Annotated in this window: 20 protein-coding genes; 6 read left to right on the forward strand and 14 right to left on the reverse strand. The window is 72.0% G+C overall.

Annotation, left to right across the window (positions count from 1 at the left end; translation table 11 throughout):
* Positions 1 to 94 precede the first annotated feature (94 nt).
* Both ACGFIK_RS23765 and ACGFIK_RS23770 read right to left on the reverse strand, forming a co-directional pair.
* Entirely contained in the window at positions 95 to 382 is a 288-nt protein-coding gene (locus ACGFIK_RS23765; RefSeq protein WP_327024198.1) for a hypothetical protein, read from the reverse strand.
* Positions 383 to 520: 138 nt separating this feature from the next.
* Positions 521 to 2,674: an ATP-dependent DNA helicase UvrD2 gene (locus tag ACGFIK_RS23770; RefSeq protein ID WP_393341373.1), complete on the reverse strand. Its 2,154-nt coding sequence runs from the start codon at positions 2,672 to 2,674 to the stop codon at positions 521 to 523.
* Between the two features lie 75 nt (positions 2,675 to 2,749).
* On the opposite strand from ACGFIK_RS23770, the gene ACGFIK_RS23775 reads away from it, so the two are divergent.
* The gene (locus ACGFIK_RS23775; RefSeq protein WP_327024196.1) at positions 2,750 to 2,992 is read left to right on the forward strand and encodes a mycoredoxin; all 243 of its coding nucleotides are present in this window, start codon (positions 2,750 to 2,752) and stop codon (positions 2,990 to 2,992) included.
* A 59-nt stretch (positions 2,993 to 3,051) separates the two neighbouring features.
* Here the strand turns inward: ACGFIK_RS23775 and ACGFIK_RS23780 are convergent, their stop codons facing one another.
* Together ACGFIK_RS23780 and ACGFIK_RS23785 are read right to left on the reverse strand one after the other, a co-directional pair.
* Positions 3,052 to 4,176, reverse strand: a complete 1,125-nt coding sequence (locus ACGFIK_RS23780; RefSeq protein WP_327024195.1) for a M14 family zinc carboxypeptidase — start codon at positions 4,174 to 4,176, stop codon at positions 3,052 to 3,054.
* Between the two features lie 330 nt (positions 4,177 to 4,506).
* The gene (locus ACGFIK_RS23785; RefSeq protein WP_327024194.1) at positions 4,507 to 5,784 is read right to left on the reverse strand and encodes an MFS transporter; all 1,278 of its coding nucleotides are present in this window, start codon (positions 5,782 to 5,784) and stop codon (positions 4,507 to 4,509) included.
* Positions 5,785 to 5,995: 211 nt separating this feature from the next.
* Between ACGFIK_RS23785 and ACGFIK_RS23790 the strand changes: the two genes are divergently transcribed.
* The 3 genes from ACGFIK_RS23790 to ACGFIK_RS23800 all read left to right on the forward strand — a co-directional run bounded on the left by ACGFIK_RS23790 (position 5,996) and on the right by ACGFIK_RS23800 (position 7,761).
* Positions 5,996 to 6,976: a helix-turn-helix transcriptional regulator gene (locus ACGFIK_RS23790; RefSeq protein WP_327024193.1), complete on the forward strand. Its 981-nt coding sequence runs from the start codon at positions 5,996 to 5,998 to the stop codon at positions 6,974 to 6,976.
* A gap of 68 nt (positions 6,977 to 7,044) precedes the next feature.
* A complete protein-coding gene (locus ACGFIK_RS23795; RefSeq protein WP_327024191.1) occupies positions 7,045 to 7,278 on the forward strand; it encodes a DUF397 domain-containing protein in 234 nt (77 codons plus the stop codon).
* Between the two features lie 210 nt (positions 7,279 to 7,488).
* Positions 7,489 to 7,761 (forward strand): hypothetical protein, encoded by a 273-nt coding sequence (locus ACGFIK_RS23800; RefSeq protein ID WP_327024190.1) that lies wholly within the window; start codon positions 7,489 to 7,491, stop codon positions 7,759 to 7,761.
* 174 nt (positions 7,762 to 7,935) lie between these two features.
* On the opposite strand, the gene nudC is transcribed toward ACGFIK_RS23800, so the two are convergent.
* From nudC to ACGFIK_RS23845, 9 genes are all read right to left on the reverse strand, one after another.
* Positions 7,936 to 8,883: an NAD(+) diphosphatase gene (nudC, locus tag ACGFIK_RS23805; RefSeq protein ID WP_327027435.1), complete on the reverse strand. Its 948-nt coding sequence runs from the start codon at positions 8,881 to 8,883 to the stop codon at positions 7,936 to 7,938.
* 62 nt (positions 8,884 to 8,945) lie between these two features.
* Positions 8,946 to 10,271, reverse strand: coding sequence for a pitrilysin family protein (locus tag ACGFIK_RS23810; RefSeq protein WP_327024189.1), 1,326 nt, complete (start codon positions 10,269 to 10,271; stop codon positions 8,946 to 8,948).
* Positions 10,268 to 11,596 (reverse strand): M16 family metallopeptidase, encoded by a 1,329-nt coding sequence (locus ACGFIK_RS23815; RefSeq protein ID WP_393341377.1) that lies wholly within the window; start codon positions 11,594 to 11,596, stop codon positions 10,268 to 10,270. The genes ACGFIK_RS23810 and ACGFIK_RS23815 overlap by 4 nt, the downstream gene beginning before the upstream one ends.
* A gap of 67 nt (positions 11,597 to 11,663) precedes the next feature.
* On the reverse strand, positions 11,664 to 11,852 hold the full coding sequence (locus tag ACGFIK_RS23820; RefSeq protein WP_327024187.1) for a hypothetical protein: 189 nt from the start codon (positions 11,850 to 11,852) through the stop codon (positions 11,664 to 11,666).
* Between the two features lie 218 nt (positions 11,853 to 12,070).
* Entirely contained in the window at positions 12,071 to 12,274 is a 204-nt protein-coding gene (locus ACGFIK_RS23825; protein WP_013735772.1) for a cold-shock protein, read from the reverse strand.
* 208 nt (positions 12,275 to 12,482) lie between these two features.
* Complete coding sequence (locus ACGFIK_RS23830; RefSeq protein WP_393341414.1) at positions 12,483 to 15,869, reverse strand: ATP-dependent helicase; 3,387 nt, start codon at positions 15,867 to 15,869, stop codon at positions 12,483 to 12,485.
* A 26-nt stretch (positions 15,870 to 15,895) separates the two neighbouring features.
* Positions 15,896 to 19,342 carry an ATP-dependent helicase gene (locus ACGFIK_RS23835; RefSeq protein WP_393341380.1) on the reverse strand — a complete coding sequence of 1,149 codons (3,447 nt, stop codon included), beginning with the start codon at positions 19,340 to 19,342 and terminating at the stop codon, positions 15,896 to 15,898.
* A gap of 267 nt (positions 19,343 to 19,609) precedes the next feature.
* Positions 19,610 to 20,155 (reverse strand): TIGR00730 family Rossman fold protein, encoded by a 546-nt coding sequence (locus tag ACGFIK_RS23840; protein WP_327024185.1) that lies wholly within the window; start codon positions 20,153 to 20,155, stop codon positions 19,610 to 19,612.
* 4 nt (positions 20,156 to 20,159) lie between these two features.
* Entirely contained in the window at positions 20,160 to 20,996 is an 837-nt protein-coding gene (locus ACGFIK_RS23845) for a TIGR00730 family Rossman fold protein (RefSeq protein WP_327024184.1), read from the reverse strand.
* A gap of 146 nt (positions 20,997 to 21,142) precedes the next feature.
* Here ACGFIK_RS23845 and ACGFIK_RS23850 point away from each other — a divergent pair, with 146 nt between their 5' ends.
* Positions 21,143 to 21,289 (forward strand): hypothetical protein, encoded by a 147-nt coding sequence (locus ACGFIK_RS23850; RefSeq protein WP_327024183.1) that lies wholly within the window; start codon positions 21,143 to 21,145, stop codon positions 21,287 to 21,289.
* Between the two features lie 34 nt (positions 21,290 to 21,323).
* On the opposite strand, the gene dapE is transcribed toward ACGFIK_RS23850, so the two are convergent.
* Positions 21,324 to 22,397, reverse strand: a complete 1,074-nt coding sequence (gene dapE, locus ACGFIK_RS23855; protein ID WP_327024182.1) for a succinyl-diaminopimelate desuccinylase — start codon at positions 22,395 to 22,397, stop codon at positions 21,324 to 21,326.
* A gap of 136 nt (positions 22,398 to 22,533) precedes the next feature.
* Here dapE and dapD point away from each other — a divergent pair, with 136 nt between their 5' ends.
* On the forward strand, positions 22,534 to 23,493 hold the full coding sequence (gene dapD / locus ACGFIK_RS23860) for a 2,3,4,5-tetrahydropyridine-2,6-dicarboxylate N-succinyltransferase (RefSeq protein ID WP_327024181.1): 960 nt from the start codon (positions 22,534 to 22,536) through the stop codon (positions 23,491 to 23,493).
* Positions 23,494 to 23,680: the final 187 nt, after the last annotated feature.

A 23,680-nucleotide genomic window follows, 5' to 3' on the forward strand; every position in this document is an offset into this window, starting at 1 on the left:
TGGTCCGACGTACTTCGGCGGTGCAAAAAGAACTGAGGCCGCGGATCCCGGTATGCGGGTTCCGCGGCCTCGAGGTGAGCCGGTGGTCTGGTGGTCAGACCGGTCTACCTCGAGGTGGAACACCGCGGACGTCCATCCGCTTGACGGCGCCATCGACGCCCTTGCCCGTGAAGCCACTGGTCCCCTGGATCGCATTCGCTTCTGGTGCGAGGATCAGCTCGGCCTGAACCTCGACCCGGTGCGCCTGCGGAGCCCACGGTCGCGCAGCGGCGACGGCAGCCCGATCGGCCGACATCGGAGCCACGGCGACGGTCAGGGCAGCAGACAACGGAGCGACGGCAACGGGCAGCGCCGTCGGACGCGTGTAGATGTAGCTCTCCATCGGTGCCACCTCCTTGACGTTCACTCGTGGTCGACTCGGACAATCCCCTGTTGAGCAGCCCGAACAGGGCCCCCCGCGAGGTGTGTTCTGAGGCTATGCCCGCCGACCGGGCGAGGGCAAACGAATTAACGGCCAGATTCAAAAAGTTTTCTGCGGGCAGATTTCGTCCACCGTCGCGCCCTTGACCAGGGCCAGCACAGCCTCTCCGTACAGGCCCAACTTGCGGGGGCCGATGCCGGCGATGGCGACCAGTTCCTCGGCCCGGCCCGGACGCCGTTCGGCGAGCGCTACCAGGGTGGCGTCGGTGAAGACGACATAGGCCGGCACCTTCTGGGTGTCCGCCACCCGGGACCGCCACTCGCGCAGCCGCTCGTGCAGCTCATCGTCGATGTCGGAGGGACAGGTCGCGCAGCGGCCGAGTTTGCGGTCCGGCCCGGCCAGCAGGGTCGTACCGCAGATCCGACAGGAGACGATCCGGGTGGCCGCCCGCCGCGGGGTACCGGGGGCCGGGCGGGTGCCGCCGGCCCGCTCCGCCGTACCGGAGGGGGCCAGCTGGGGCAGGAAGCGGCACGGCCGCCGGGCGCGACCACCCGGCGAGCGAGCGGAGGCGTACGACAGCCAGAGCCACTGCCGGGCCCGGGTGATGCCGACGTAGAGCAGTCGGCGTTCCTCCTCGACCTGCTCGGGGGTGCGGGCGTACGTGGTGGGCAGGGTGCCCTCGGCCAGACCGACCAGGAACACCGCCTCCCATTCCAGCCCCTTCGCGGAGTGCAGGGAGGCCAGGGTGACCCCCTCCACGGTCGGCGCGTGCTGCTGTGCCGCCCGCCGGTGCAACTCGTCGGTGAAATCGGCCAGGGTGACCGGACGCTCCACGGTGGCCGCCGCACCCAGCGGCAGCAGTTGCGGGCTGGCCGCGTACTCCTCGGCCAGCGCTACCAGGGCGGCCAGCGCCTCCCACCGTTCCCGGGCGGCCCCGCCGGGCGGAGGTGAGTCCGGCGCCCAGCCGACCGCGGCCAGCGCCTCGACCACGGCGGTGACCAGCGGGGTCTCCCCCGCAATCGACCGGGTGGCCGCCCGCATCGCCACCATGGCCTGACGCACCTCGGGCCGCTCGAAGAACCGCTCGGCCCCCTGCACCACGTAGGGCACCCCCGCCTCGGCGAGCGCCTTCTCGTACGCCTCGGACTGGGCGTTGGTGCGGAACAGCACGGCGATCTCGCGGGCCGCCGTACCGGCCTCGACCAGGGCCCGGCAGCGGGCCGCGACCGCGTTGGCCTCCGCCGCCTCGTCGGTGAAGATCCGCAGCTCCGGTGCGGGGCCGGCGGGACGCTGACCGACCAGTTCCAGCCGCAGCCGCGCCTCCGTGCCCCGGGCCTGCGAGATGACCGCGTTGGCCAGGCCGACCACCTGGGGGGTGGAACGGTAGTCGCGGACCAGCCGGACCACTGTCGCGCCGCGGTGCCGACGCGGGAAGTCGACCAGGTACGACGAGGTGGCCCCGGTGAAGGAGTAGATCGTCTGGCTGGCATCGCCGACCACGGTCAGGTCCTCCCGACCGCCCAGCCAGGCCTCCAGCAGCCGCTGTTGCAAGGGGTTGACGTCCTGGTACTCGTCGACCACGAAGTGCCGGTACTGGTTGCGGACCTGCTCGGCGACGTCCGGGTGCTCCTCGATCCCCCAGACCGCGGCCCGCAGCACGTCCTCGAAGTCGATCACCCCGGTGGTCCGCTTGACCTTCTCGTACGCGGCGAAGACCTCGGCCACCTTGGCCGGGTCGTGCGGGGTCTCGCGCAGCGCCTTGGCCGCGGCCACCACGTACTCCCCCGGCTCTACCAGGCAGGACTTGGCCCACTCGATCTCGCCGGCCAGGTCGCGGGCGGCCGTGCGGTCGGTCCGCAGACCGGCCCGGGCGGCGGCCAGGGTGACCAGCCGGACCTTGCTGTCCAGCAGTTCCGGCATGGCCCGCCCGTCCAGCAGTCGGGGCGCGAAGTAGCGCACCTGGCGCAGCGCGGCGGCGTGGAAGGTGCGGGCCTGCACCCCGGCCACCCCCAACTGGGCCAGCCGGTGCCGCAACTCGGCGGCGGCCCGGGCGGTGAAGGTGACCGCGAGCACGTGCCGGGCGGATATCTCACCGGTCAACGCCCGGTACGCGATCCGCGAGGTCACCGCCCGGGTCTTGCCGGTGCCGGCCCCGGCGAGTACGCAGACCGGCCCGGCGAGGGCGGTCACCGCCGAGCGTTGCTCCGGGTCCAGGCCGGCGAGCACACGTTCGGACGGGGAGTTGACCACCACAACGGGGAATTGTCTCAGCCGCCCCGGACGTTACTGCGGATAGCCCGAGTCGGGCCCGATTGGAAGGATCTGATCATGCTCACGATGTACTCGACGCCCTGGTGCGGCTACTGCCACCGGCTGAAGTCGCAGCTCGACCGGGAGGGAATCGCCTACGAGGTGATCGACATCGAGCAGGATCCGGCCGCGGCCGACTTCGTGATGAGCGTCAACGGGGGTAACCAGACCGTCCCCACCCTGCGCTTCGCCGACGGCAGCGCGCTGACCAACCCGACGATCGTTCAGGTCAAGCAGCATCTGGCGAGCATCACCGCCTGACAACGCCAGTGGCGGTCCACCCCAGCGGGGTGGACCGCCACTGCGGTCAGTGCGAAGGATCAGAAGTCACACTGGTTCGGGAAGGCGATGCAGGTGGTGATGGTGGCGCCACGGTTCGGGATCTGGCCGTACCGGTCGGCGTCCACGTTCTCCAGCGTGCCGTCGCTCATCTTGTCGATGATGCCCCAGAGGGCGTTGACGTTCTGCTTGATGATGTAGCCGCTGCTCTTGTGGCCGATGCCGCCACGCGACTCGAAGAACATCGCGTTGCTGCGCCAGTTGGCGTACTCACCACGCGGGCCGGGGCCGTTGAGCATGGCGGCCGAGACGACGCCCTCCGGGATGTTGATGTACGGGTAGAGGGTGGTGGTGACCACACCGCTCTTGTCGGCGGCGTCCGCGGCCGCGACGCCCATCCGGCGGACGGTGTCCCACTGGCTCTGGCTGAGCATGCCGGGGTCGAGCGAGATGCCCACCGAGAAGGTGGTCATCTCGTCGGTGCTGTCGCCGACGTAGTACGTGCCCTGGTGGTGCAGGTCGATCATGTGGTGCGGCTTGAAGTCGGCCCAGGCGTACCAGAACTGCTGCGACTCGACGGCGCGGTACTGGGTGTAGTTGGTGAAGGTGCGCTCGGGCAGCGGTGCCTCGCCACGGCCGGCCCGGACGCTGTTGATCTGGTCGAAGATCTGCCGGTCGACGCCCCAGTCACGGTTGAGGTCGATGCGGTGGACGCTGTCCTGGCGGCGGTACTCCTCGAAACCATCCGGGTTGTAGATCGGGATGATCGCGAAGCTGATGTTCTCCAGCACCTCGCGGGCGTGCTTCCCACCGTTGACCAGGGTCTTCAGGAAGTCCAGCGAGGCTTCGGCGCCGTAGGGCTCGTTGCCGTGGATGCGGCCCTGGATCCAGACCCGGGTCTCACCGGTGCCGATGAAGGCGATCTCCAGCGGACGGTTCCGGCCGCTGCGGCCGATCTCCTCGATCCGGAGGGCACCCTTGCTGCGGGCCGCCAGGGCGTGCATTTCAGCGGATACCTCAGCGGCGCTGAGCTGCGAGGAGCGGTTGACGGTCTCCTGGCCCGGCGGGACGAACGGTCCGTTCGCGTTGGCCACCCCGGGCGCCACCATGGGGGCGAGGAGGAGTGCGGCGATCAGGGCCACATGGCGGCGGCGTGGTCTTGTCACAGTTGTGACATCCCTTCTGAGATGTGGTGCGGCAGCGCCAGCCAGACATCGTTGCGGCCCCCGTGCGCCGTACGCGCTCCGTGCTGGCCTCGGCTGCGACCTTCCTCACCGGAAGGCGGTGCGGTGTGATCATTGAACGGGGGGCATTTTCGCAGGTCAAGAGCCGATGTAAAGTTCCGTCGAATGTGCAGGTTGTGACGGGGAGCACTCCACGGAAGTTCGGCGACTGGCGGACAGGCTTCCCGGTAGACCCGCTGGAAGACGGAGAAATGATCAGATCACCGGGTTGGGTCGGGGTTGCGGCGCAATGACGGGGTCCGATGGTCGTGGTCAGCGCCGTACCGCCGGAAGGGAAGCCGTGCCGTCCGGGGCGGAGCGGGGCGACGGGATCCGGGGTCGCGTCGACGGCCCGGCCGGTGGACTGAGTCGGCGCCCACCCCAGAGGTAGCCGGCGGCCAGCAGGGTGGCCAGTCCGACCGCGACGAACACCAACCGGTAGTCGAGCACCCCGACGAGCAGGGCCCCGGCGCCGATGGAGAGCGCCTGCGGGACCCTGACCACCGCCTCCGCGGCGGCGGCCACCCGGCCGAGCACCTCGGCCGGGGTGCGTCGCTGGACGAGGGTGTGCAGGCCGACCAGGGTCAGCGGCAGGGACACTCCGGCCAGCAGCACGGCGGCGAAGCCGAGCCAGAGATTCGGGTACCCCAACGCCAACGCGGCCGGCCCGAAGAAGGCGACACCGGCGGCCAGGGTGCCCAGCTCGCCGACCCGACGCAGCACGGCGGCCGAGACCAGGCCGCCGACCAGACCGCCGATGCCCTGCACGGTGACCAGCACCCCGACGAACGCCGCGTCCCGGCCCAACCCTTGATCGACGTACGCGAAGATGAGGGACTCGGTGAAGCCCATCACCAGCGAGGCGAGCCCGTAGCCGAGCAGCGCCCGCCGGATCGCCAGCTCCTCGACCAGGTGACGCAGACCGGCGACGAGCTGCACCCGCCAACGCCGCGACGGCGCATCCTCCTCGGTGGGCCGGGTGGTCGACTGGGCCGGGCGCAATCCGGCCACCACCGCGGCGGCGATCAGGAACCCGGCCATGCCGATGGCGGCCAGCACGCCACCACCCAGCAGGGCGTAGAGCCCGGCACCGGCCAACGGGCCGATCAGCCGCAGGCCCTGGCGTACGGTCTGGAGCACCCCGTTGGCCTCGCCGAGCAGGTCGGCCGGGACGAGTTCGCAGACCAGTCGACTGAGCACCGCCCCGACGGTGAGGTTGGACAGGCCGTAGAACGCGGCCACCCCGTAGATGATCCACATGTCCCCCGCGTCGCGTACCGCCAGCAGTGGGGTCAGCAGCAGGGCGGTGACCAGGTTGGTGACCACGAAGACCCGCCGCCGGGGGTATCTGTCGACGAGCCAGCCCACCAGCGGCGCCAGAATCCGCGGGGCGATGAGCACGAAGAGGGTGGCGCCGGCCAGGGCGTCCGAACCGGTCAGATCCTTGACCCAGATGGCGAGTGCCAGCAGCAGCATCGACTCGGCGGTCAGACTGGCCAGCAGGCCGCCGAAGAGCAGGCGGAAGTCCGGTCGGCTCAGGACGGTACGCATGGATCCCTCCGCAGGTCAGGTGACGGGCGCGACAGCGGCCCACCCACCCGCAGGTCGCGGTGGGCCCCTCCGGTGTCGGGTCTGCGCAATTCTGGAGACACGCCCTCCGCCGGAACCTCCGGCGCCGGCCGCGACGTCCATACTGACCGTGGGGCGCGAATTTCATACAGTTACCGTCGCGTCTGCGGCGGTCGACGGAAAAGAGGACACAGTGCCTCCTGCCTCACCTGGCCCGATCCTGCGCCGCCGTCGGCTCGGTCTTGAGCTGCGCCGACTGCGCGAGGCCGCCGGCCTGACCGGAGACCAGGTCATCGAGCACGTCGGTTGGGCCTCCGCGTCGAAGTTGTCCCGCCTGGAGAACGGACGCAGCCGGCCGGATCCGCAGGATGTTCGTGACCTGCTCGACCTCTACCGCGTCGATGAGACGCTACGGGCGGAACTGCTCGGCATCACCCAGGAAGCCGGTGACATCCGGGGCTGGTTGAAGAATTTTCCGGCAATGACGCAGCAACAGCGCAGCTTCGCCGAGTTGGAGGCGGGCTGCGCCGAGATCTCCGAGTACAACCCGGTCCTGGTGCCGGGGTTGTTGCAGACCACCGGGTACGCCCGGATGCGCATCTCCTCGGCCTGGGAGGTTGACCAGGAGGCCGGCGATCCGGAGGCCGGTGAGGACATCGACACCGAGATCAAGGCACGGCAGGCCCGCCAGTCCCTGCTCACCCGGGAGTTCGATGCCCCCCGCTACACGGCCGTGCTGGAGGAGTCCGCGCTGGGCCACCGGGCCGGCCCGCCCGAGGTGCTGCGGGAGCAGTTGGGGCAGTTGTGCGAGTTGGCCGCCCGACCGAACGTCACCCTGCACGTGCTGCTGCGGGACACGCCGATCGGCCAGTGGTACCTGCCGCCGACGGCCTTCTCCCTCTACCGCTTCGCCGACCCGCAGGATCCGGAGACCCTGGCCATCGAAGGTGGCTTCACCGATGTCATGTCGACCGAGGTAATCGCCCTAAATCGCTATAAAGTGGTGTTCAAGTGGTTATGCGCGGCGGCGCTCTCCGCACCGGACACTCTTTCCTGGCTGACCGAGTCGGCGGAACGGCTGTCCGGAGCGGCCGCCCCGTCCACCGCGGCGGGTGGTTCGGCAATGGCGCCGGCCCAGCGCCGCAGCTCCACCGGGCGCCTGACGGAACGATGACCGACACCGGACACCGCCGGCAGGCGCCAGGCCACTCGTCGGTGTCGATTCAGCTCAGGAGCACAACGATGAACGAAATCCGCAAGACCTCCGTCCTCGCCCAACTCGCCGACGCCCCCTGGCGCACCAGCACCCGAAGCCAGACCTCCAACTGCGTAGAGGTCGCGCCGCTGGGCCACGGTCCCGCCGCGGTGGCACTGCGGGACAGCAAGGACCCCGAGGGCCCGGTGCTGTTGTTCAACCGGGCCGGCTGGTTGGGCTTCATCTCCGGCACCAAGAACGGGCAGTTCGATCTGGACTGACCGGGCACGCCCTGGCGGGACCATCGGCACGGTGCCGGTGGTCCCGTTCGTCATCCGGGTCCGACACCCCCGCTGAGCAGGGATCGGATGATCGGACGAGACCGCAGTCAATTCGAGCGTTTCACTTGCTGAGACACCACACGGGCGTACGATGACCGATGTAGTGACGTGGAAATTCCACCACCCGTCGCGACACATCCGGAGACCCCTATGCGGTTCCTGATCGTTCGCACCAGCATTCGCGCCGCCGCCGACGCCGACATCACGGCCGCCTGGGCCGGAGGACGCCGGCTGCGGGACGAGACCATCCGACCCGAGCCCCGCCGTCAGGTCGTCCACGCCGAAGACCGGGACGCCGCCTTCATCCTGGCCCGCGCCTTCGCCACGGTCGGTGCGGTACGCGCCGGCAAACAACGGATCAAGGTGCTGCCCCTGGACGATCCGGGGCCCCAGCGAGCCCGGCCACAGGGCCACGGCACCTGACACCCACACCCGTCCGTCGTGGTCGACCGGCTCCCCCGCCGTGTTCCTCACCAGCCGACCACGACGGCCCGTGCCCCCGACCCGTGGGCCGCCGCGGCAACGACGGTCCCGGGTCGGGGCCGCACGGCCGCATCCAGCTCACCTACGCCGGTCGCCCTGGGGTGTACCGCCGCCTCAGCACTGGCCGTCGAACCAGCGATGGATCAGGAACAGGGCGATCGAGGAGGGGGGCGGCAGGCGCAGCTCGGCGCCGCCCACATCGACCGGCCGACCGGCCAGGGCCGCACCGATCTCCTGCCGGGAGAACCAGCGGGCCTGGGCGATTTCGGTGGGGTCGACCCGTACCGGGTGCGCCGGGTCCGCGGCCGCCAGGAAGCCGAGCATCAACGAGCCCGGGAACGGCCACGCCTGACTGGTCACGTATTTGACGTCGGTGACCGGGACCCCGACCTCCTCGTGGACCTCCCGCAGCACGGTCGCCTCGGCGGACTCACCGGGCTCCACATAACCGGCCAGGCAGGAGAAGCGGCGCTGCCCCGGGGTGCTCGGCCAGCTGACATTGTTGCCGAGCAGGCACCGCCCCTCGGCACCCTGCACCCCGTCGTGCACCAGCACGATCATCGCCGGGTCGGTACGGGGCCACACCCGCTCGCCCCGGCTGTCCACCCGGGACCAACCCCCCTCGGCCGTGCGGGTGGGCTCGCCGGTGACCGGGTGGTACAGGTGGCGCAGATGCCAGTTGGTCAGCGCCAGGGCGGTGGTGAACAGGCCGGCGTCCCGGTCGCCGAGCAGGTGGCCGATCTGCCGCAGGTTGGCCGCCCGGGTGTTCGGTACGGTCGGCAACTCGGTGTGCACGCAGAACACCGGCACCCCGTCCGGCTCCACCCCGAGGAACATCGCCTCGGCGGCCAGTTCCGGGACCAACTCGTCGGCCTCGGTCAGGACCAGGGTCGGCTGGGGGGTGTCGGTGCGTACCAGGGCCCGGCCCCCGGCCTGGACGTCCAGCCTCAGCACCCGGGCCCCGGACCAGGCTCGGGCCAGCCAGTCGGGGTCGGCCCGCCGGTGGGCGGCCCGATCCAGGGTGGAACGGGACAACGGCGGGGCCAGGGTGCCGTCCGCCATCAGACCCAGCACCGCGCCACCCCAACCGGCGCTGCCGTCCGAGCCGCGGGACTCCCGCAGGGTCATACCGGCACCGGTGCGGTCTCGACCGGGGTCAGGGTGCCCAGCGAATCCGCGATCCGCTCGGCGTCGCCGAGCACCACGGTCACCGCCCGCGCCGGAGCCAGGTAACGGGCCGCCGCGGCAGCGACGTCCTCGGCGCTGGCCTTGGCCAGTCGGGCCGCGTGCTCGGCCAGGAAGTCCAGCCGCAGCCCGCTGCCCGCGTAGGCGCTGATGATGGAGGCCAGCCCGGCCTGGGTGGCGACCCCCAGTTGCAGGGTGCCCAGGGCGTACTGCCGGGCCTGTTCCAGCTCCTCGGCGCCGGGCGGCACGGTGGCGAGTCGGCCCAGCTCGTAGTGGGTCTCCAGCAGCGCCGGGGCGGTCACCTCGGTGGCCACCTCGGCGGCGGCCACCAGCAGCGAGCCGGCCACGGAATGCTCCACGGACGAGTGCGGCCCGTAGGTGTAGCCCTTGTCCTCCCGGATGTTCTCCACCCAGCGGGAGGAGAAGTAGCCACCGAAGATCAGGTTGGCCAGCTGAAGTGCGGCATGGTCGGGGTGGGTACGGGGCACCGCCGGCAAGGCCATCCGCAGGGAGGACTGCACCGAGCCCGGCCGGTCGACCAGCAGCAGCGGACCGGGCGCCAGCGGCGGGGCAGGTGGCGGCGCGGCGGAGTGCCCCTCACCGGACCAGCCCCCGAGGGCCTTCTCGGCCGCGTCCAGGGCCCGTTCCGGCCGGACGTCGCCGACCAGCACGAGTACCGCACCGGCTGGACGCACCCGCTGGGCGTGCAGCGTACGCAGCGCTGCCGGCCGCACCGCCCGGACCTGCTCCGGCTCCGGCGTCTGCACGGCGTACGGATGCCGGCCGTAGATCCGCTTGAGCAGGGCGGTGTGGACCAGGTGACCCGGCTGACTGCGGGCGACCTGAATGCCGTCGACCAGACGGTCCCGTTCGGTGGCCACCCACTCGGCCGGGTAGTCGGCGCCGGTGAGCACCTCGGCCAGGATCTCCAACAGCCGATCCAGGCCGGTGGCCAGGCCGTTGCCGGAGAGCATCAGCCGATCCGGGTCCAGCCCGGCGGAGAGACCGCCTCCGATCTTCTGCAGCTCGGCGGCGATCTGCACGCTGCTCATCGTCTCCGTGCCGGACAGCAGCGTCGCGGCAAGCATCTGCCCCCGGGCCAGGTGGGCCCGGCTGAAGGGCATCCACAGCCGCAGTTCGACCAGCGGCACGGCCGCCCGGCGTACGGCGATCACGGTCAGCCCGTTGTCGAGCGTCCGCTCGGCCTGGCTCGGCAGCTTGAGCCGACGGGTCGGACCGAGCGGCGGCAGGGCCCTCACACTCAACGGGTTGTCTCCTTCGTCTGGGTACCGCCGGGAATGACCTCGACGGAGGCGCGGCGCTCCGGCCGCAGGGTGGCGGCGGCGGCACGGACCTGCTCCTCGGTGACCGCCCCGACCAGTCGGGGCAGCTCGTTGAGCAGTCCCGGCTCGCCGCGTTGCTGTTCCAGCACCGCCATCCGCAGGGCGCGGCCGAGCACGGCGTCGGTGTCGCGCAGCAGGTGGGTGGCCATCCTGGCCTGGGTACGGGTCAGCTCCCCCTCGGTCAGCCCGTCCGTGGCCAGCCGGTCCAGCTCCTCGTCGACCGTACGCAGCACCTTGTCCACGTCCCCGCCGGGCGGCAGGTGCGCCTGCAACAGCAGGGCGGTGGGGTCGCGTACGTCGAAGGGGTCTCCCATGAAACCCACGTAGCCGCCGACGCTGGTCACCGTGCGGTCGCGCTGGACCAGCCGCTCGACCAGCCGGGAGGCGTCGCCGTCGGTGAGCACCTCGGCCAGCACCACGTACGGCAGGTAGGCGGCGAAGTCACCGATCGGGTCGGGCACCCGCCACCCCGAGGCCACCGCCGGCAGGGGCGCCAACCGGTCGGTGTGGGCGGTGCGCCGCTCCGCGGTCAGGTCCGGCTCGGCGAAGTCCGGGCGATCCGGTGCCGGGCGGGCCGGCACGTCACCGAAGTGCCGCTCGATGAGGGTGGTCGCCTCGGCCACGTCGATGTCACCGCTGACCGCCAGCACCGCGTTGCCGCTGGCGTAGTAGCGCCGGAAGAAGTCGGCGGCGTCGTCGACCGTGGCCGACTCCAGGTCGACGAAGGAGCCGTAGCCGTCGTGCGCGTTGGGGAAGGTGTCGAACATGACCGGCGGCAGGGTCAACCAGGGGAACCCGCCGTAGGGCCGGTTGAGCACGTTGACCCGGATCTCCTCCTTGACCACGTCGACCTGGTTGCGCAGGTTCTCCTCGGTGAGCCGAGGGCCCCGCATCCGGTCGGCCTCCAGGAAGAGGGCCCGTGCCAGGGCGTTGCTGGGCAGGGTCTCGTAGTAGTCGGTGTAGTCCAGGTGGGTGGAGCCGTTGAACATGCCACCGGCGCCCTGCACATGCCGGAAGTGCGCCAGCTTCTCCAGATTCTCCGAACCCTGGAACATCAGGTGTTCGAAGAGGTGGGCGAACCCGGTGCGCCCCTCGGGCTCGGACCGGATGCCCACGTCGTAGACGACCGCCACCCCGATGACCGGGGCACTGCGATCCGGGGTCAGGACCACCCGCAGGCCGTTGTCGAGGGTGAAGCGCTCGACCGGATACCTCGTCGCTGGAATTTTAGCTTTGCGCGTCGGCACGGATCCGACCCTAACGTCTCGACGCCCCGATGCGTGAACATCCGTGGGCCGCTGATGCGACCGTGGGTCAGCCGGCCGTGCTGCCGACCGGCTCGGTGACCGTCGGCGGCCCGTGCAGGTCCACCAGGCTGGAGGGCGCGGACCCGCCCGGCATGACCGGCCAGGGGGTGAAGGCCGCCGCCATGGCGAGCAGCAGTCCGATCACCGCCATCGCCACCACCAGCAGCAACTCGCGCGCCGTCGCCGAGCCCCCCATGGTCCTGCCTCCCCATACCGCCTGACGCTGTGACGCCTGCCCCCCGGCCAGCGTCACCCGGCCCGTTGATGCTGGCAGTCATCCACCCGACCCCGCAACGAATGATTCCCGACTCAGAAAACGGTGCGGTGGGCTGAATGTGCGAACGGTCGGGTCACCGCCGGCAGACATCAACCGGAAGTGACCCGACCGTTGCGGTCAGGCAGTGTCGCCCTGGATCAGAGCGGACGGATGTTCTCCGCCTGCGGGCCCTTCTGGCCCTGGACGACCTCGAACTCGACCCGCTGGTTCTCGTCCAGGCTCCGGTAGCCGGAGGACTGGATCGCCGAGAAGTGGGCGAAGACGTCAGCGCCGCCGCCGTCCGGGGTGATGAAACCGAAGCCCTTGTCAGCGTTGAACCACTTGACGGTGCCAATAGCCATGCTTGTTACGTCTCCTTGACGGAACGTCGACCCCACACCAGTTGCGGGATCGGAGAGAGGAGTGCCCCGAGCGGACCTGCTCGGAACACCTGTCGCTTCTGGTCGCCCCGCCCGGAGAACTCCGGACACAACAAAGTGCGCCTGGGGTCACATATCCGCCAGGCGCACACAGAGCTGGTAACCAAAGCTGCAACGCCAGACACTCTACTCACTGATCCGGCTCAGCGCCAGTGTCGGCTCCGGGCGACTGCGGCACCGAGGTGATCAACTCGGTGAGGCCGTCGAGATCGAGCAGGTCCGTCGGCCGGACGGTGACCCCCTCCCGCACGTAGTGGAAGGCCGCACCGACCCGGTCCAGGGCGATCCCGGCCAGCTCCGCCCAGGCCAGTCGGTAGACCGCCAGTTGCACGGCGGCCACCTCGGCGGCCACGCCGCTCGGGCGGGCCCCGGTCTTCCAGTCGACCACGTCGAAGCGGTCCCCCGGCCGACGGAACACCGCATCCATCCGGCCCCGCACCACCACCCCGCCGATCACCGTGGCGAAGGGCACCTCGACCTCCACCGGGGTCCGGTCGGCCCACTCGCTGGCCAGGAACCGACGCTGAAGCTCCGTCAGGGCCTCGTCCGGCGCGGCGTCCTCGTCGGCCGCCCCGGGCAACTCGTCGGTGTCCAGCAGCCGGTCCGCCCCGAACCGCTGCTCCAACCAGGCGTGGAAGGCGGTGCCCCGGCGGGCGTACGGGTTGGGCTCGGCCGGCAACGGGCGGCGCAGCGTACGGGCCAGGGCCGCCGGATCCCGGCGCAGACCGACCAGCTGGGTCACCGACAGGTGAGCGGGCAACGCCACCTCGATCGGGCCGGACAGTCGACTCAGCTCCGCCCGCTCGGCCAGCAGCAGGTCGGCCTCCCGCCGCCACCGGGCCACCTCCGGATCCGAGGCGGCGGGATCGTCCGGCCCGTCCGGGTCCCCCCCCTCGGTGAGGAAGCGACGCACCAGGGCGGCCGCCTCGGTCAACGCCGGGCGGCGTACTCCCAGGGGGTCCGCCGGCCACTCGGCGCGCAACACCACCTCCGTGGTCGGGTTGACCGCGTCCGGGGTCGGCTCGGGGGTCCACTCGTCGACCAGGTGACCGGCCCCGCCCGCCAGGCAGGCGTCGTGAATCTCGCGCAGCAGGGCCGAGGGGCCGCGGGGGCGCTTGGTGCCCTCCCCCCACCAGTGGCCCGCGCAGAGCAGCAGTCGACGGGGGCGGGTCACCGCCACGTACGCCAGTCGCCGTTCCTCTCGCTCGTCGTGGGCCCGCCAGGCGTCCGTGAACTCCGCCATCGTGCGGGCCACCGCGCGCTGGTCGGCGGCCTCGGCCAGGGCCAGGGCGGGCAGCCCCTCCGCATCGCCCCGCAGCGGAAAGGGCAGCACTCCCAGACCACCCAGCCAGTGATCGGAACTGCGTACCGGCCCCGGCCACACTCCCCTGCTCAGCCCGGCCACCGCCACGACGTCCCACTCCAGCCCCTTGGCCGCGTGGGCGGTGAGGATCTGCACCGCCCCCTCGACCACCTCCACCTCACCGGGAGCCAGCCCGCGCTCCTCGTCCTCGGCGGCGGCCAGGTAGGCCAGGAAACCGGCCAGGGTGGCCCCCGGGGTCTCCCCACTGAACCGGGCGGCCACATCGCCCAGGGCGTCCAGGTGGGCGCGGGCCAGCCCGGCGTCACCGGCACCCTCCCCGCCGGCCCGTACCGCCACCTCCACGTCCAGGCCGGTGGTCCGCTCGATGTCCGCGATCAACTCCGGCAGGGACTGGTCCAGCCGGTAACGGAGCAACCCCAACTCCCGGGCGTACGCGCGCAGCCGGGCATATCCCTCGGCCGAGTACGCCTGCGCCGGGCCCAGGTCGGCCAGCGCCTCCACCAGGGTCGCCTCGTCCAGGCGATCCACAACGATCTCGGGATCACCGTCGTCGGCCAGTTGCCGACGGGCGGCGGCGATGGCCTTGGCCCGACGGTGCAGGGCGACCAGATCCCGGGGCCCGATCCGCCACCGGGCCCCGGTCAACAGGCGCAGCAGGGCGGCACCGTCGGTCGGGTCGGCCAGCACGCGCAGCGTGCAGACCACGTCACGAACCTCGGGGGTGTCCAGCAGGCCGCCGAGCCCGACCACCTCGACCGGCAGGCCGCGCTCGCGCAAGGCGGCGGCGATCGCCGGGATCTGGCTGCGCAACCGGACCAGCACCGCCGTGGTCGGGCGGGCCGTCACCGGGATCTGCTCGGGCAACGCCCGCGGCATCCGGGCGGCCCCCTGCCACGCCGCCAGCAGACTGTCCGCGATCCAGTCGGCCTCCTCGGCGTACGTCGACAGCAGCGCGCAGTGCACCGTGCCGGCGGCGGCCCCGCGCGGGCTGCGGTGGGCGATGGGGTCGTCGACACTGAGCGCGGCGTGCAGTTCGGGCACCCGGGCACCGGCGGCCCGCAACGGAGTGGCCAGGGCGTTGGCCACCGCCAGGATCTCCGGACGGTTACGCCAACTGGTGGTCAACCCGAGCACCCGGGCCGGGCTGCCGTCGCCGAGCGCGAAGTCGGCCGGGAAGCGGTCCAGGGTGCCGGCGCTGGCTCCCCGCCAGCCGTAGATGGACTGGCAGGGGTCTCCCACGGCGGTCACCGGGTGCCCGCCGCCGAACAGCGCCCGCAGCAGCACCACCTGGGCGTGGCTGGTGTCCTGGTACTCGTCGAGCAGCACCACCCGGTAGCGATCCCGTTCGATCTCGCCGACACCCGGATGGTCCCGGGCTACCCGGGCGGCCCGGGCCAACTGGTCGGCGAAGTCCATCGCCTCGAAGTCGGCCTTGCGCCGGGCGTAGGCCCGCACCAGCGGCAGCAGCTTCAGCCGGGTCTGCTGCAGGGTCAGCGCCTTACGCACGTCGGCGTAGACCCGGCCGGGACGCGACTGCACCTCGGCGAAGAACCGGCCCGTCCAGGCGGCCAGGTCCTCCGGCTCGACCAGGTGCTCGTCCAACTCACCGGCCAGGGCCAGCACGGCGTCGGTCACCGTGCTCGGCATCCGGTCCACCTCGGACATGTCGCCGTCGTAGTTGCGCACGATGAGATCCACCAACTGCCACCGCGAGGCCTCGGTGAGCAGCCGGGTGGAGGGCTCGTACCCGGCCCGCAGGCCGTGCTCGGTGACGATCCGACCGGCGTACGAGTGGTAGGTGGCCACGGTCGGCTCCCCGGCCAGGGGGTCGTCGAGGGGGTCCCGTCCGCGCCGACCTAGTCGACGGACCAACTGGTCCAGCCGGGTACGCACCCGGTGGGCCAGCTCACCGGCGGCCTTGCGGGTGAAGGTGAGACCGAGCACCTGCTCCGGCCGCACGTACGAGTTGGCCACCAGCCACACCACCCGGGCGGCCATGGTCTCGGTCTTGCCCGAGCCGGCGCCCGCCACCACCAGCAGCGGCTCCACCGGCGCGGCGATGATCGCCGCCTGTTCCCGGGTGGGTGCCGGCAGCCGGAGCAGCTTGGCCAACTCCACCGGGGTGTACCGGGGGCCGGAGTCGGCCGCCCGGGGGGCCGGTGCCCCGGGACCGAACAGGGCGGGCTGGACCAGGCTGCCTGCTTCGCCGGCTGGCACGCTCACTCCTCGCCCTCGGGACGACGCACGGTCGGCGGCTCGACCACCTGCCGCCCCTGCCCGGAGACCGGGCAACTGGTGCGCACCGGGCAGACCCGACACTTCGAGTTGGCGACCGCGGCGAAGGTGGACGCGGCCATCGTATCGGCGGTACGGCGGACCAGGGCGGTGGCCCAACCGGCCTCCGGGCCGTCCGTGGCCGGCGGTTGGGCCTGCTCCCGGGCATCCCGGGTACCGGTGCCCAGTTGCACCAGGGCCGCCCCGCCCGGCTCGTCGCCGAACTCGGCGAAGGCCCCGGCCTCCACCGCCGCCTGGTACGCGCCGAGCTGCGGATGCTCGCTCACCTCGCGTTCGGTGACGGTGGTCGACTTGCCGGTCTTTAGGTCGATCACCACCAGCCGTCCGGCCTCGTCCACCTCCAGCCGATCTACCCGGCCGACCAGATCGACCGGCCGCTGCGGATCGTCCAGGCGGACCGCGAACTCGTGCTCGATGGCGAGCAGCCGACGCGGGTTGGCGGCCAGCCACCGCAGCAACTTGTCGACCATCGCCTCGGCGCGGGCCCGCTCCGGCCCCACCATCCAGCGGGCCGCCAACTCGATCGCGTCGAACCGGGCGGCGACATAGTCCAGCAGGGCACTGCGGTCGGCCCGGGCATCCTCGGCGAGCATCGCCGCCGCGTGCACCAGGTTGCCCACCCCCTGCGCGGCACTGGCCGGGCTGCTGCCGCCGTGCCGCTCCAGCAGCCACCGCAGGCTGCACCGCAGCGCGCTCTCCATCCCCGAGGGCGTGACCCGGACCGGCTCCCCCTCCTCGACCAACGGCCGGTCGTCGGAGAGGGACCGCAGCCCCCACCAGTCGTCGGGATGCGCCCCGGACACCCCGGCGGCACCCAGCCGAGCCAACTCGGCCGCCGCCGCCCGCCGCCGGGCCAGCGGCGCGACCGGATCGACCAGCGCGGTACGCAACTCCGCCACCAGGGCGGGCAGGGTGAGCGCCCGGGGCGGCCGGCTGACCGGCAAGGTCCGCGGCCCGCCCGCCTCGCTGTCGGACGTCCCGTTGTCGCCCGCCTCGCTGTTGGACGCCTCGTCGGTGGGGGTATCGCCGGGGCCGAGTTCGTAGAGGAAGCGGCTGGGTTGTTCGTCATGGTCGTCGCCGCCGACCGAGGCCGAGGCGACCGCGCTGACCAGCAGGCGGCGTCGGGCCCGGGTCACCGCGACATGGAACAGCCGCCGCTCCTCGTCGAGCAGGGCGGAGGTCTGCCCGACCAGGGTGGCCACCGTGCCCGCGCCGTCGGCCCGGCCGGCCAGCACGTCCACCAGTCGTTCCGAGCCGAGCAGGCTGCCGCGCAGCCGCAGGTCCGGCCAGACCCCTTCCTGCACCCCGGCGACGGCCACCAGGTCCCACTCCAGCCCCTTGGCGGCGTGCGCGGTCAGCAGCCGTACCGCGTCGCCCCGGTCGGCGGTCGGCGCCAGGGTGTCGGCGGGTAGCTCCTGCCCGAGTACATGGTCGAGGAAGACCTCGGTACGCGCGCCGGGCAGCCGGTCGGTGAACCGGGCCGCGGCGTCGAAGAGGACCATCACCGCGTCCAGGTCCCGGTCGGCCGCCTCGGCCCGACGACGCCGGGCCAGATCCCCTTCACCGCTGACCGCCGGCCCCCGGGTCAACGCCGCCGACCACAACTCGGCCAGTCCACTGGCCCGCCACACCGCCCAGAGCACCTCCTCGACGGTGGCCCCCGGCCGCGCGGCCGTCTCCCGGGCCACCGCCAGCAGCCCGGCCACCGTCTGCGCCGGCTCGGCCCAGCGCCGCTCGACCCCGGCCAACTCGGCCGGATCACGCAACGCCTCGACGATCAACTCCCCGGAGGGTCGACGGTCACCGGCGGCCAGGGCCAAGGCCCGCAGGCCCTGCCGCAACCGCCGCTCCGCCAGCGGATCGGCACCCCCCAACGGCGAGTGCAGCAGCGCGATCGCGGCCTCCTCGTCGAGCCGTTCCGGCTCCAACGCGCACCGCAGCAGCAGCAACAACGGGGCCACCGCCGGTTGCAGGTGCAGGGGCAGGTCCTCGCCGTGCACCACGGTCGGCACCCCGGCCGCGTGCAGGGCCCGGCGCAGGGTGGGCAACTGTCGGCCGGTGGACCGCACCAGAACCGCCATCCGCGCCCAGGGCAGCCCGCCGAGCAGGTGCGCCTCGCGCAGCGCATGCGCCAACCAGGCCGCCTCACTGGTGGCCGACCGGAAGGTACGGATCTCCACCCGGCCCGGCGGGGTACCCGGCACCGGCTGCATCCGGCGATGCGCCGCCGGACCCCGTAGCCGCCGGGCCAGTCGGGCGGAGGCGGCCAGCAGTCGCTGCCCGCTGCGGTAGTTGGTGGTCAGCAGCACCTGCCCGGCCGGGGCACCGGAGGCGGTCCGGAACCGGTGCGCGAACCTCGTCACCCCGGCCGGGTCGGCACCCCGGAAGGCGTACGTGGAGGAGTCCGGGTCGGCGAAGGCGACCAGTGGCAGGCCGCCTCCGGCCACCGTCTCCAGCAGGTCGAGCTGGGCGGGGTCGGTGTCGGCCAACTCATCGACATAGACGTACGCCAGGCGACGCCGCTCGGCGGTCAGCAGCTCCGGGTCGTCCCGCAGCATTCCGGTGGCCGCCCGGACCAGCTCGGCCGGGTCGTACGCGACCGAGCCCCGGTTGGCCACGTCCCGCAGGGCCAGCACGGCGACATACTCGCGGAGGAACCGGGCGGCGGCCGGCCAGTCCGCCCGCCCCAGCTTCTCGCCGAGCCGGGCCAGCTCCACCGGGCCCACTCCCCGCTCGGCCGCGCGCATCAGCAGGTCACGCAGTTGGGCCGCGAAGGCCCGGGTACGCAGAGCCGGACGCAGATCCTCCGGCCAGCCGACCGGATCGTCGCCGGGCTCCTCCCCGACCACGTCCAGCAACTCCCGGATGATCAGATCCTGCTCCGGCCCGGTCAGCAACCGAGGCGAGGGCTCACCCCGCTCGGCCGCCGCCCGGTGCAACAACCCGAAGGCGTACGCCGGAAAGGTCCGCACCAGCGGCTCGCGCAGCACCCGCTGCCCGTCGGCGGCGATCCGCGCCTCGATGCGGTGCCGCAGATCGGCGGCGCCCCGCCGGCTGAAGGTGAGCACCAGGATCCGCTCCGGATCCACCCCCTCGGCGACCCGACCGGCGACCGCCTCGACCAGGGTGCTGGTCTTCCCGGTGCCCGGCCCCCCGAGCACCAGCAGCGGCCCGTCGGTGTGCGCCACCACCTCCGCCTGCCCGGCATCCCGCACCCGCCCCGGGCTTTCGGGTGCCGGCCCTTCCGGGTCGGCGGGCGCTGACGGGTTCGAGTCGGCGACCGCCGGGGCCTGCGCCGGGGAGTGCCCGTGCGTCGGCCCGTCTCCCTCGGTCGGCCCGGCGGGCCGACGCACCAGCCGGTACGCCTGCATCCCGACATCCCATCACGGGCCTGCGACACCCCTAACCGCGCCACACCCTCCGAGAGCCCTCGCCCACGCCGCCCGCGAGAGTTGCCGATGCCGAACCCCGACAGCGGCCGCCACCCCCAGGACCGCAGACGCCTCGGGACGCCCGCCCACGCCCAACCTCGCCCCCGTCCCACCACCGCACAGGGCGCTCGTCGATCGCTCTGTCCGATCTTGCTCCGCAACTCTCGGCGAGCAGCAGCACTCGGGTGGGGTAGCACTAGGGGTGGGTCAGGTCAGGCGGGATTCGAGGGCGTCCAGGGCGGCGGGGATGGTGTCGACGAAGTGCAGCAGGTTGAGGCCGCCGGGTTTGAGGAAGCTCTGGGCGGTCAGGTCCCGCAGCCACCCCAGCAGTGGGCTGTAGAAGCCGTCCGTGTCGACCAGCACCATCGGCTTCTGGTGCAGGGCCAGGGTGGCCGTGGTCCAGACCTCGAAGAGCTCGTCGAGGGTGCCCAGCCCGCCCGGCAGGGTGAGGAAGGCGTCCGACTTCTCGATCATCACGATCTTCCGGCTGGCCATCGAGTCGGTGACCACCAGCTCGTCGGAGTCCAGGTCGGCGACCTCCAGGTCGACCAGCGCCTGGGGGATCACCCCGATCGTCCGACCACCGGCCGACCGGGCGCCGTCGACGAGGGCGCCCATCATCCCCACGCAGCCGCCGCCGCTGACCAGGGTGTGCCCACGTCGGGCGATCTCCGCCCCGGTGGCGGTGGCCAGGTCCAGCCAGCGTTGGTCGAGGGTACGGGAGGAGGCACAGAAAACGCAGATGGCGGCCACTCGTTCAGTGCTCCGACCCGGTGGCGGCCGCGTGCTGGTCGGCGGCGGCACGAGCCACCGCTTCCTCGCGTACGGCCTCCTGCTCCGTGCTGAGCGCGGCCTCGGCCTCCACGATGTGCCGCACCGCCGCGGCCACATCGTCGGTGACACAGATCAGGTCGAGGTCGACCGGGCCGATCTTGCCCTCCGCGGCCATGGTGTCGCGCAGCCAGTCCAGCAGCCCCTGCCAGTACGCGGTGCCCATCAGCACCACCGGGAATCGGGTGACCTTGCCGGTCTGCACCAGGGTGAGGGCCTCGAACAGTTCGTCCAGGGTGCCGAAGCCGCCGGGCAGCACCACGAACGCCTGGGCGTACTTGACGAACATGGTCTTGCGGGCGAAAAAGTAGCGGAAGTCGATCGCCAGGTCGACCCACTCGTTGAGGCCCTGCTCGAAGGGCAACTCGATGCCGAGGCCCACGGAGCGTCCACCGGCCTCGCTGGCCCCCCGGTTTGCCGCCTCCATCACTCCCGGACCACCACCGGTGATCACCGCGTACCCGGCCCGGGCCAGTGCGGCGCCGAGCGCCTCCGCCATCTGGCACTCCGGGCTGTCCTGCTTGCTGCGAGCCGAGCCGAAGACGCTGACCGCCGGCGGCAGGTCGGCGAGCGTGTCGAAGCCCTCGACGAACTCGGAGAGGATGCGCAGCGCCCGCCAGGAGTCCCTGGTCCGCCAGTCGGCCCGGGCCCGCGAATCCAGCAGCCCCTGGTCGGCGGTGCTGTTGGGAATCGCCTGCCGGCGCATCGTCACGGCGCCGCGATGCCGCTCCCGTCCCGGGTCGCGCATGTTGCTCTGCTCCATGGGAGCAACCGTAGTGGAGCAGCGCCGCTGAACCCGGCAAACACTTCGTGATCTTGTGCAACCAAATCGCGTTGCCAGACGTCTTACTATTCACATACCGGGTATGCCCCGGCGCGCGGCTTCCGGAGAGGAGACAACGCGTGATCATGAGCAACGAACGACTGCGACTCCGGCGACAGATGCAGCGGCGCATCCGCGACGTGGTGGCCGAGCGCCGCCGCGCCCGCCTGCTCGAAAAGGCTCCCGAGCCGGTCGCCGAGCCCACCGCCGATTCCCGACTCACCGTCGCCTGACGCAGACGGCCACCCGCCGTCTGCGTCAGGGCGCTCAGGTGGTGGCCAGCCAGCGACGCAGAGTCACCGCGCCCTCGCGGATCTTGCTGATCTCGACGTGCTCGTCCGGGTGGTGGGCCAGATTCGGGTCACCGGGACCGAAGTTGAGGGCCGGGATGCCCAGCGCCGCGAAGCGGGCCACGTCGGTCCAGCCCAGCTTGCCGATCGGAGCCGCACCCACCGCCGCCAGGAACTCCCGCGCGGGCGGGGCCTCCAGCCCCGGCAGGGCACCCTGGGCGCAGTCGGTCACCTGAAGCTCGTACCCGGCCAGCACCTCACGCAGGTGGGCCTCGGCCTCGGCCGGGGTACGGTCCGGAGCGAAGCGGTAGTTCACCTCGATCTCGCACCGGTCCGGCACCACATTGCCGGCCACCCCACCGTGGATCCGCACCGCGTTCATCCCCTCGCGGTACTCACACCCGTCGATGGTCACCCGCCGGGCCTGGTACTCGGCGAGCCGGCGGAGCACCTCACCGGCGCCGTGCACCGCGTTCACCCCGTGCCAGGAGCGGGCCGAGTGGGCCCGGACCCCGGTGGTGACCACGGTGGCCCGCATGGTGCCCTGGCAACCGGCCTCCACCACCCCGTGGGTCGGCTCCAGCAGCAGGGCGAAATCGGCCGCCAGCCACTCCGGGTGCGCCTCGGCCACCAGGTGCAGCCCGTTGTACCGGGACTCGATCTCCTCCGCCTCGTAGAAGAAGTAGGTCACGTCGTATCGGGGCTCGGCCAGGGTCACCGCCAGGTGCAGGGCGAAGGCCACCCCGGACTTCATGTCCGAGGTACCGCAGCCGTACATCAGGTCCCCACGCGTGGTCGACGGGAAGTTGTTGTTCAGCGGGACGGTGTCCAGGTGCCCGGCCAACACCACCCGGGAGCTGCGCCCCAGGTCGGTACGGGCCATCACGGTGTTGCCGTGCCGGTAGGTGGCCAGGTGCGGCACCCCCCGCAGCACCTGCTCGACACAGTCGGCGATGGCCTTCTCGTTGAGGGACACGGACTCGATGTCGACCAGGGCACGGGTCAGCGCCACCGGATCGGCGAGGACCTCGGGGGTGAGCGGGTTCTCCATGGTCCGCACGGTACCGTCACAACTGGCGACGGGGAGACGCGAGCCCGGCAGACCTGCGACCGAGCGCGGAAAAGTGAGCTTGCCGGTCCGCAGTCGCGAACAGCAGCCAGCACAGCAGGCAACGAGAGGTGAGTACGTGACGTCGACAGATTCCGCGTGGGGCATCGGCCTGTCCACCGTTACCGCCGATGACCAGGTGCTCGACACCTGGTACCCGACCGGCAAGCTGGGCCTGGGTGAGCTGCCGCTGGTGCCCGGCGAGGACGAGTCCGACGTACTGGACCTGCCGCCGGGTGCGCTCGGCGACCGGGCCCTGCCCGGTCTGCGTACCGTGCAGGTGGTCACCGTGATCGGCTCGCTGGCCGACCCGATCAAGGACACCGCCGACGCGTACCTGCGGCTGCACCTGCTCTCCCACCGCCTGGTGCAGCCCAACCAGCTCAACCTCGACGGCATCTTCGGCAAGCTGGCCAACGTGGCCTGGACCTCCGCCGGGCCCTGCCCCCCGGAGCGGGTAGACGAGCTGCGGGTGATCGAGCGGGCCGCCGGCCGCCACCTGGCCGTGTACGGGGTGGACAAGTTCCCCCGGATGACGGACTACGTGGTGCCTGCCGGGGTACGCATCGCCGACGCCGACCGGGTCCGCCTCGGCGCGCACCTGGCCTCCGGCACCACCGTCATGCACGAGGGCTTCGTCAACTTCAACGCCGGCACCCTCGGCACCTCGATGGTCGAGGGCCGGATCGTGCAGGGCGTGGTGGTCGGCGACGGTTCGGACATCGGCGGCGGGGCCTCCATCATGGGCACCCTCTCCGGTGGTGGCACCGACCGGGTGAGCATCGGCGAGCGCAGCCTGATCGGGGCGAACGCCGGGGTCGGCATCTCCCTGGGTGACGACTGCGTGGTCGAGGCCGGCTGCTACATCACCGCCGCCTCGAAGATCGCCCTGCCGGACGGCCGGGTGGTCAAGGCCCGCGAACTCTCCGGGGTCGACGGGCTGCGGTTCTGGCGCAACTCCGTCACCGGCGCCCTGGAGGCCCACCCGCGTTCCGGCCGGGGCATCGAACTCAACGCCGCCCTGCACGCCAACGACTGAGGTGTAAGGAGGGGCCCCTTCCTAACGCCTCGCGTATAGGAAGGGGCCCCTCTTAACGAACGCCTGCCCGGTGGGCCCGGCGCGGTGGCGCCGGGCCCCCCCCGCGGGTCACCCCAGGCGGTACGCCAGGATGATACGCAGGGTCACCCTAAAGCCCGTGGGGTCCAGGGCGGTGGCCCCCCGGGAG

This window comes from Micromonospora sp. NPDC048871 (assembly GCF_043198155.1).
GTDB lineage: Bacteria > Actinomycetota > Actinomycetes > Mycobacteriales > Micromonosporaceae > Micromonospora.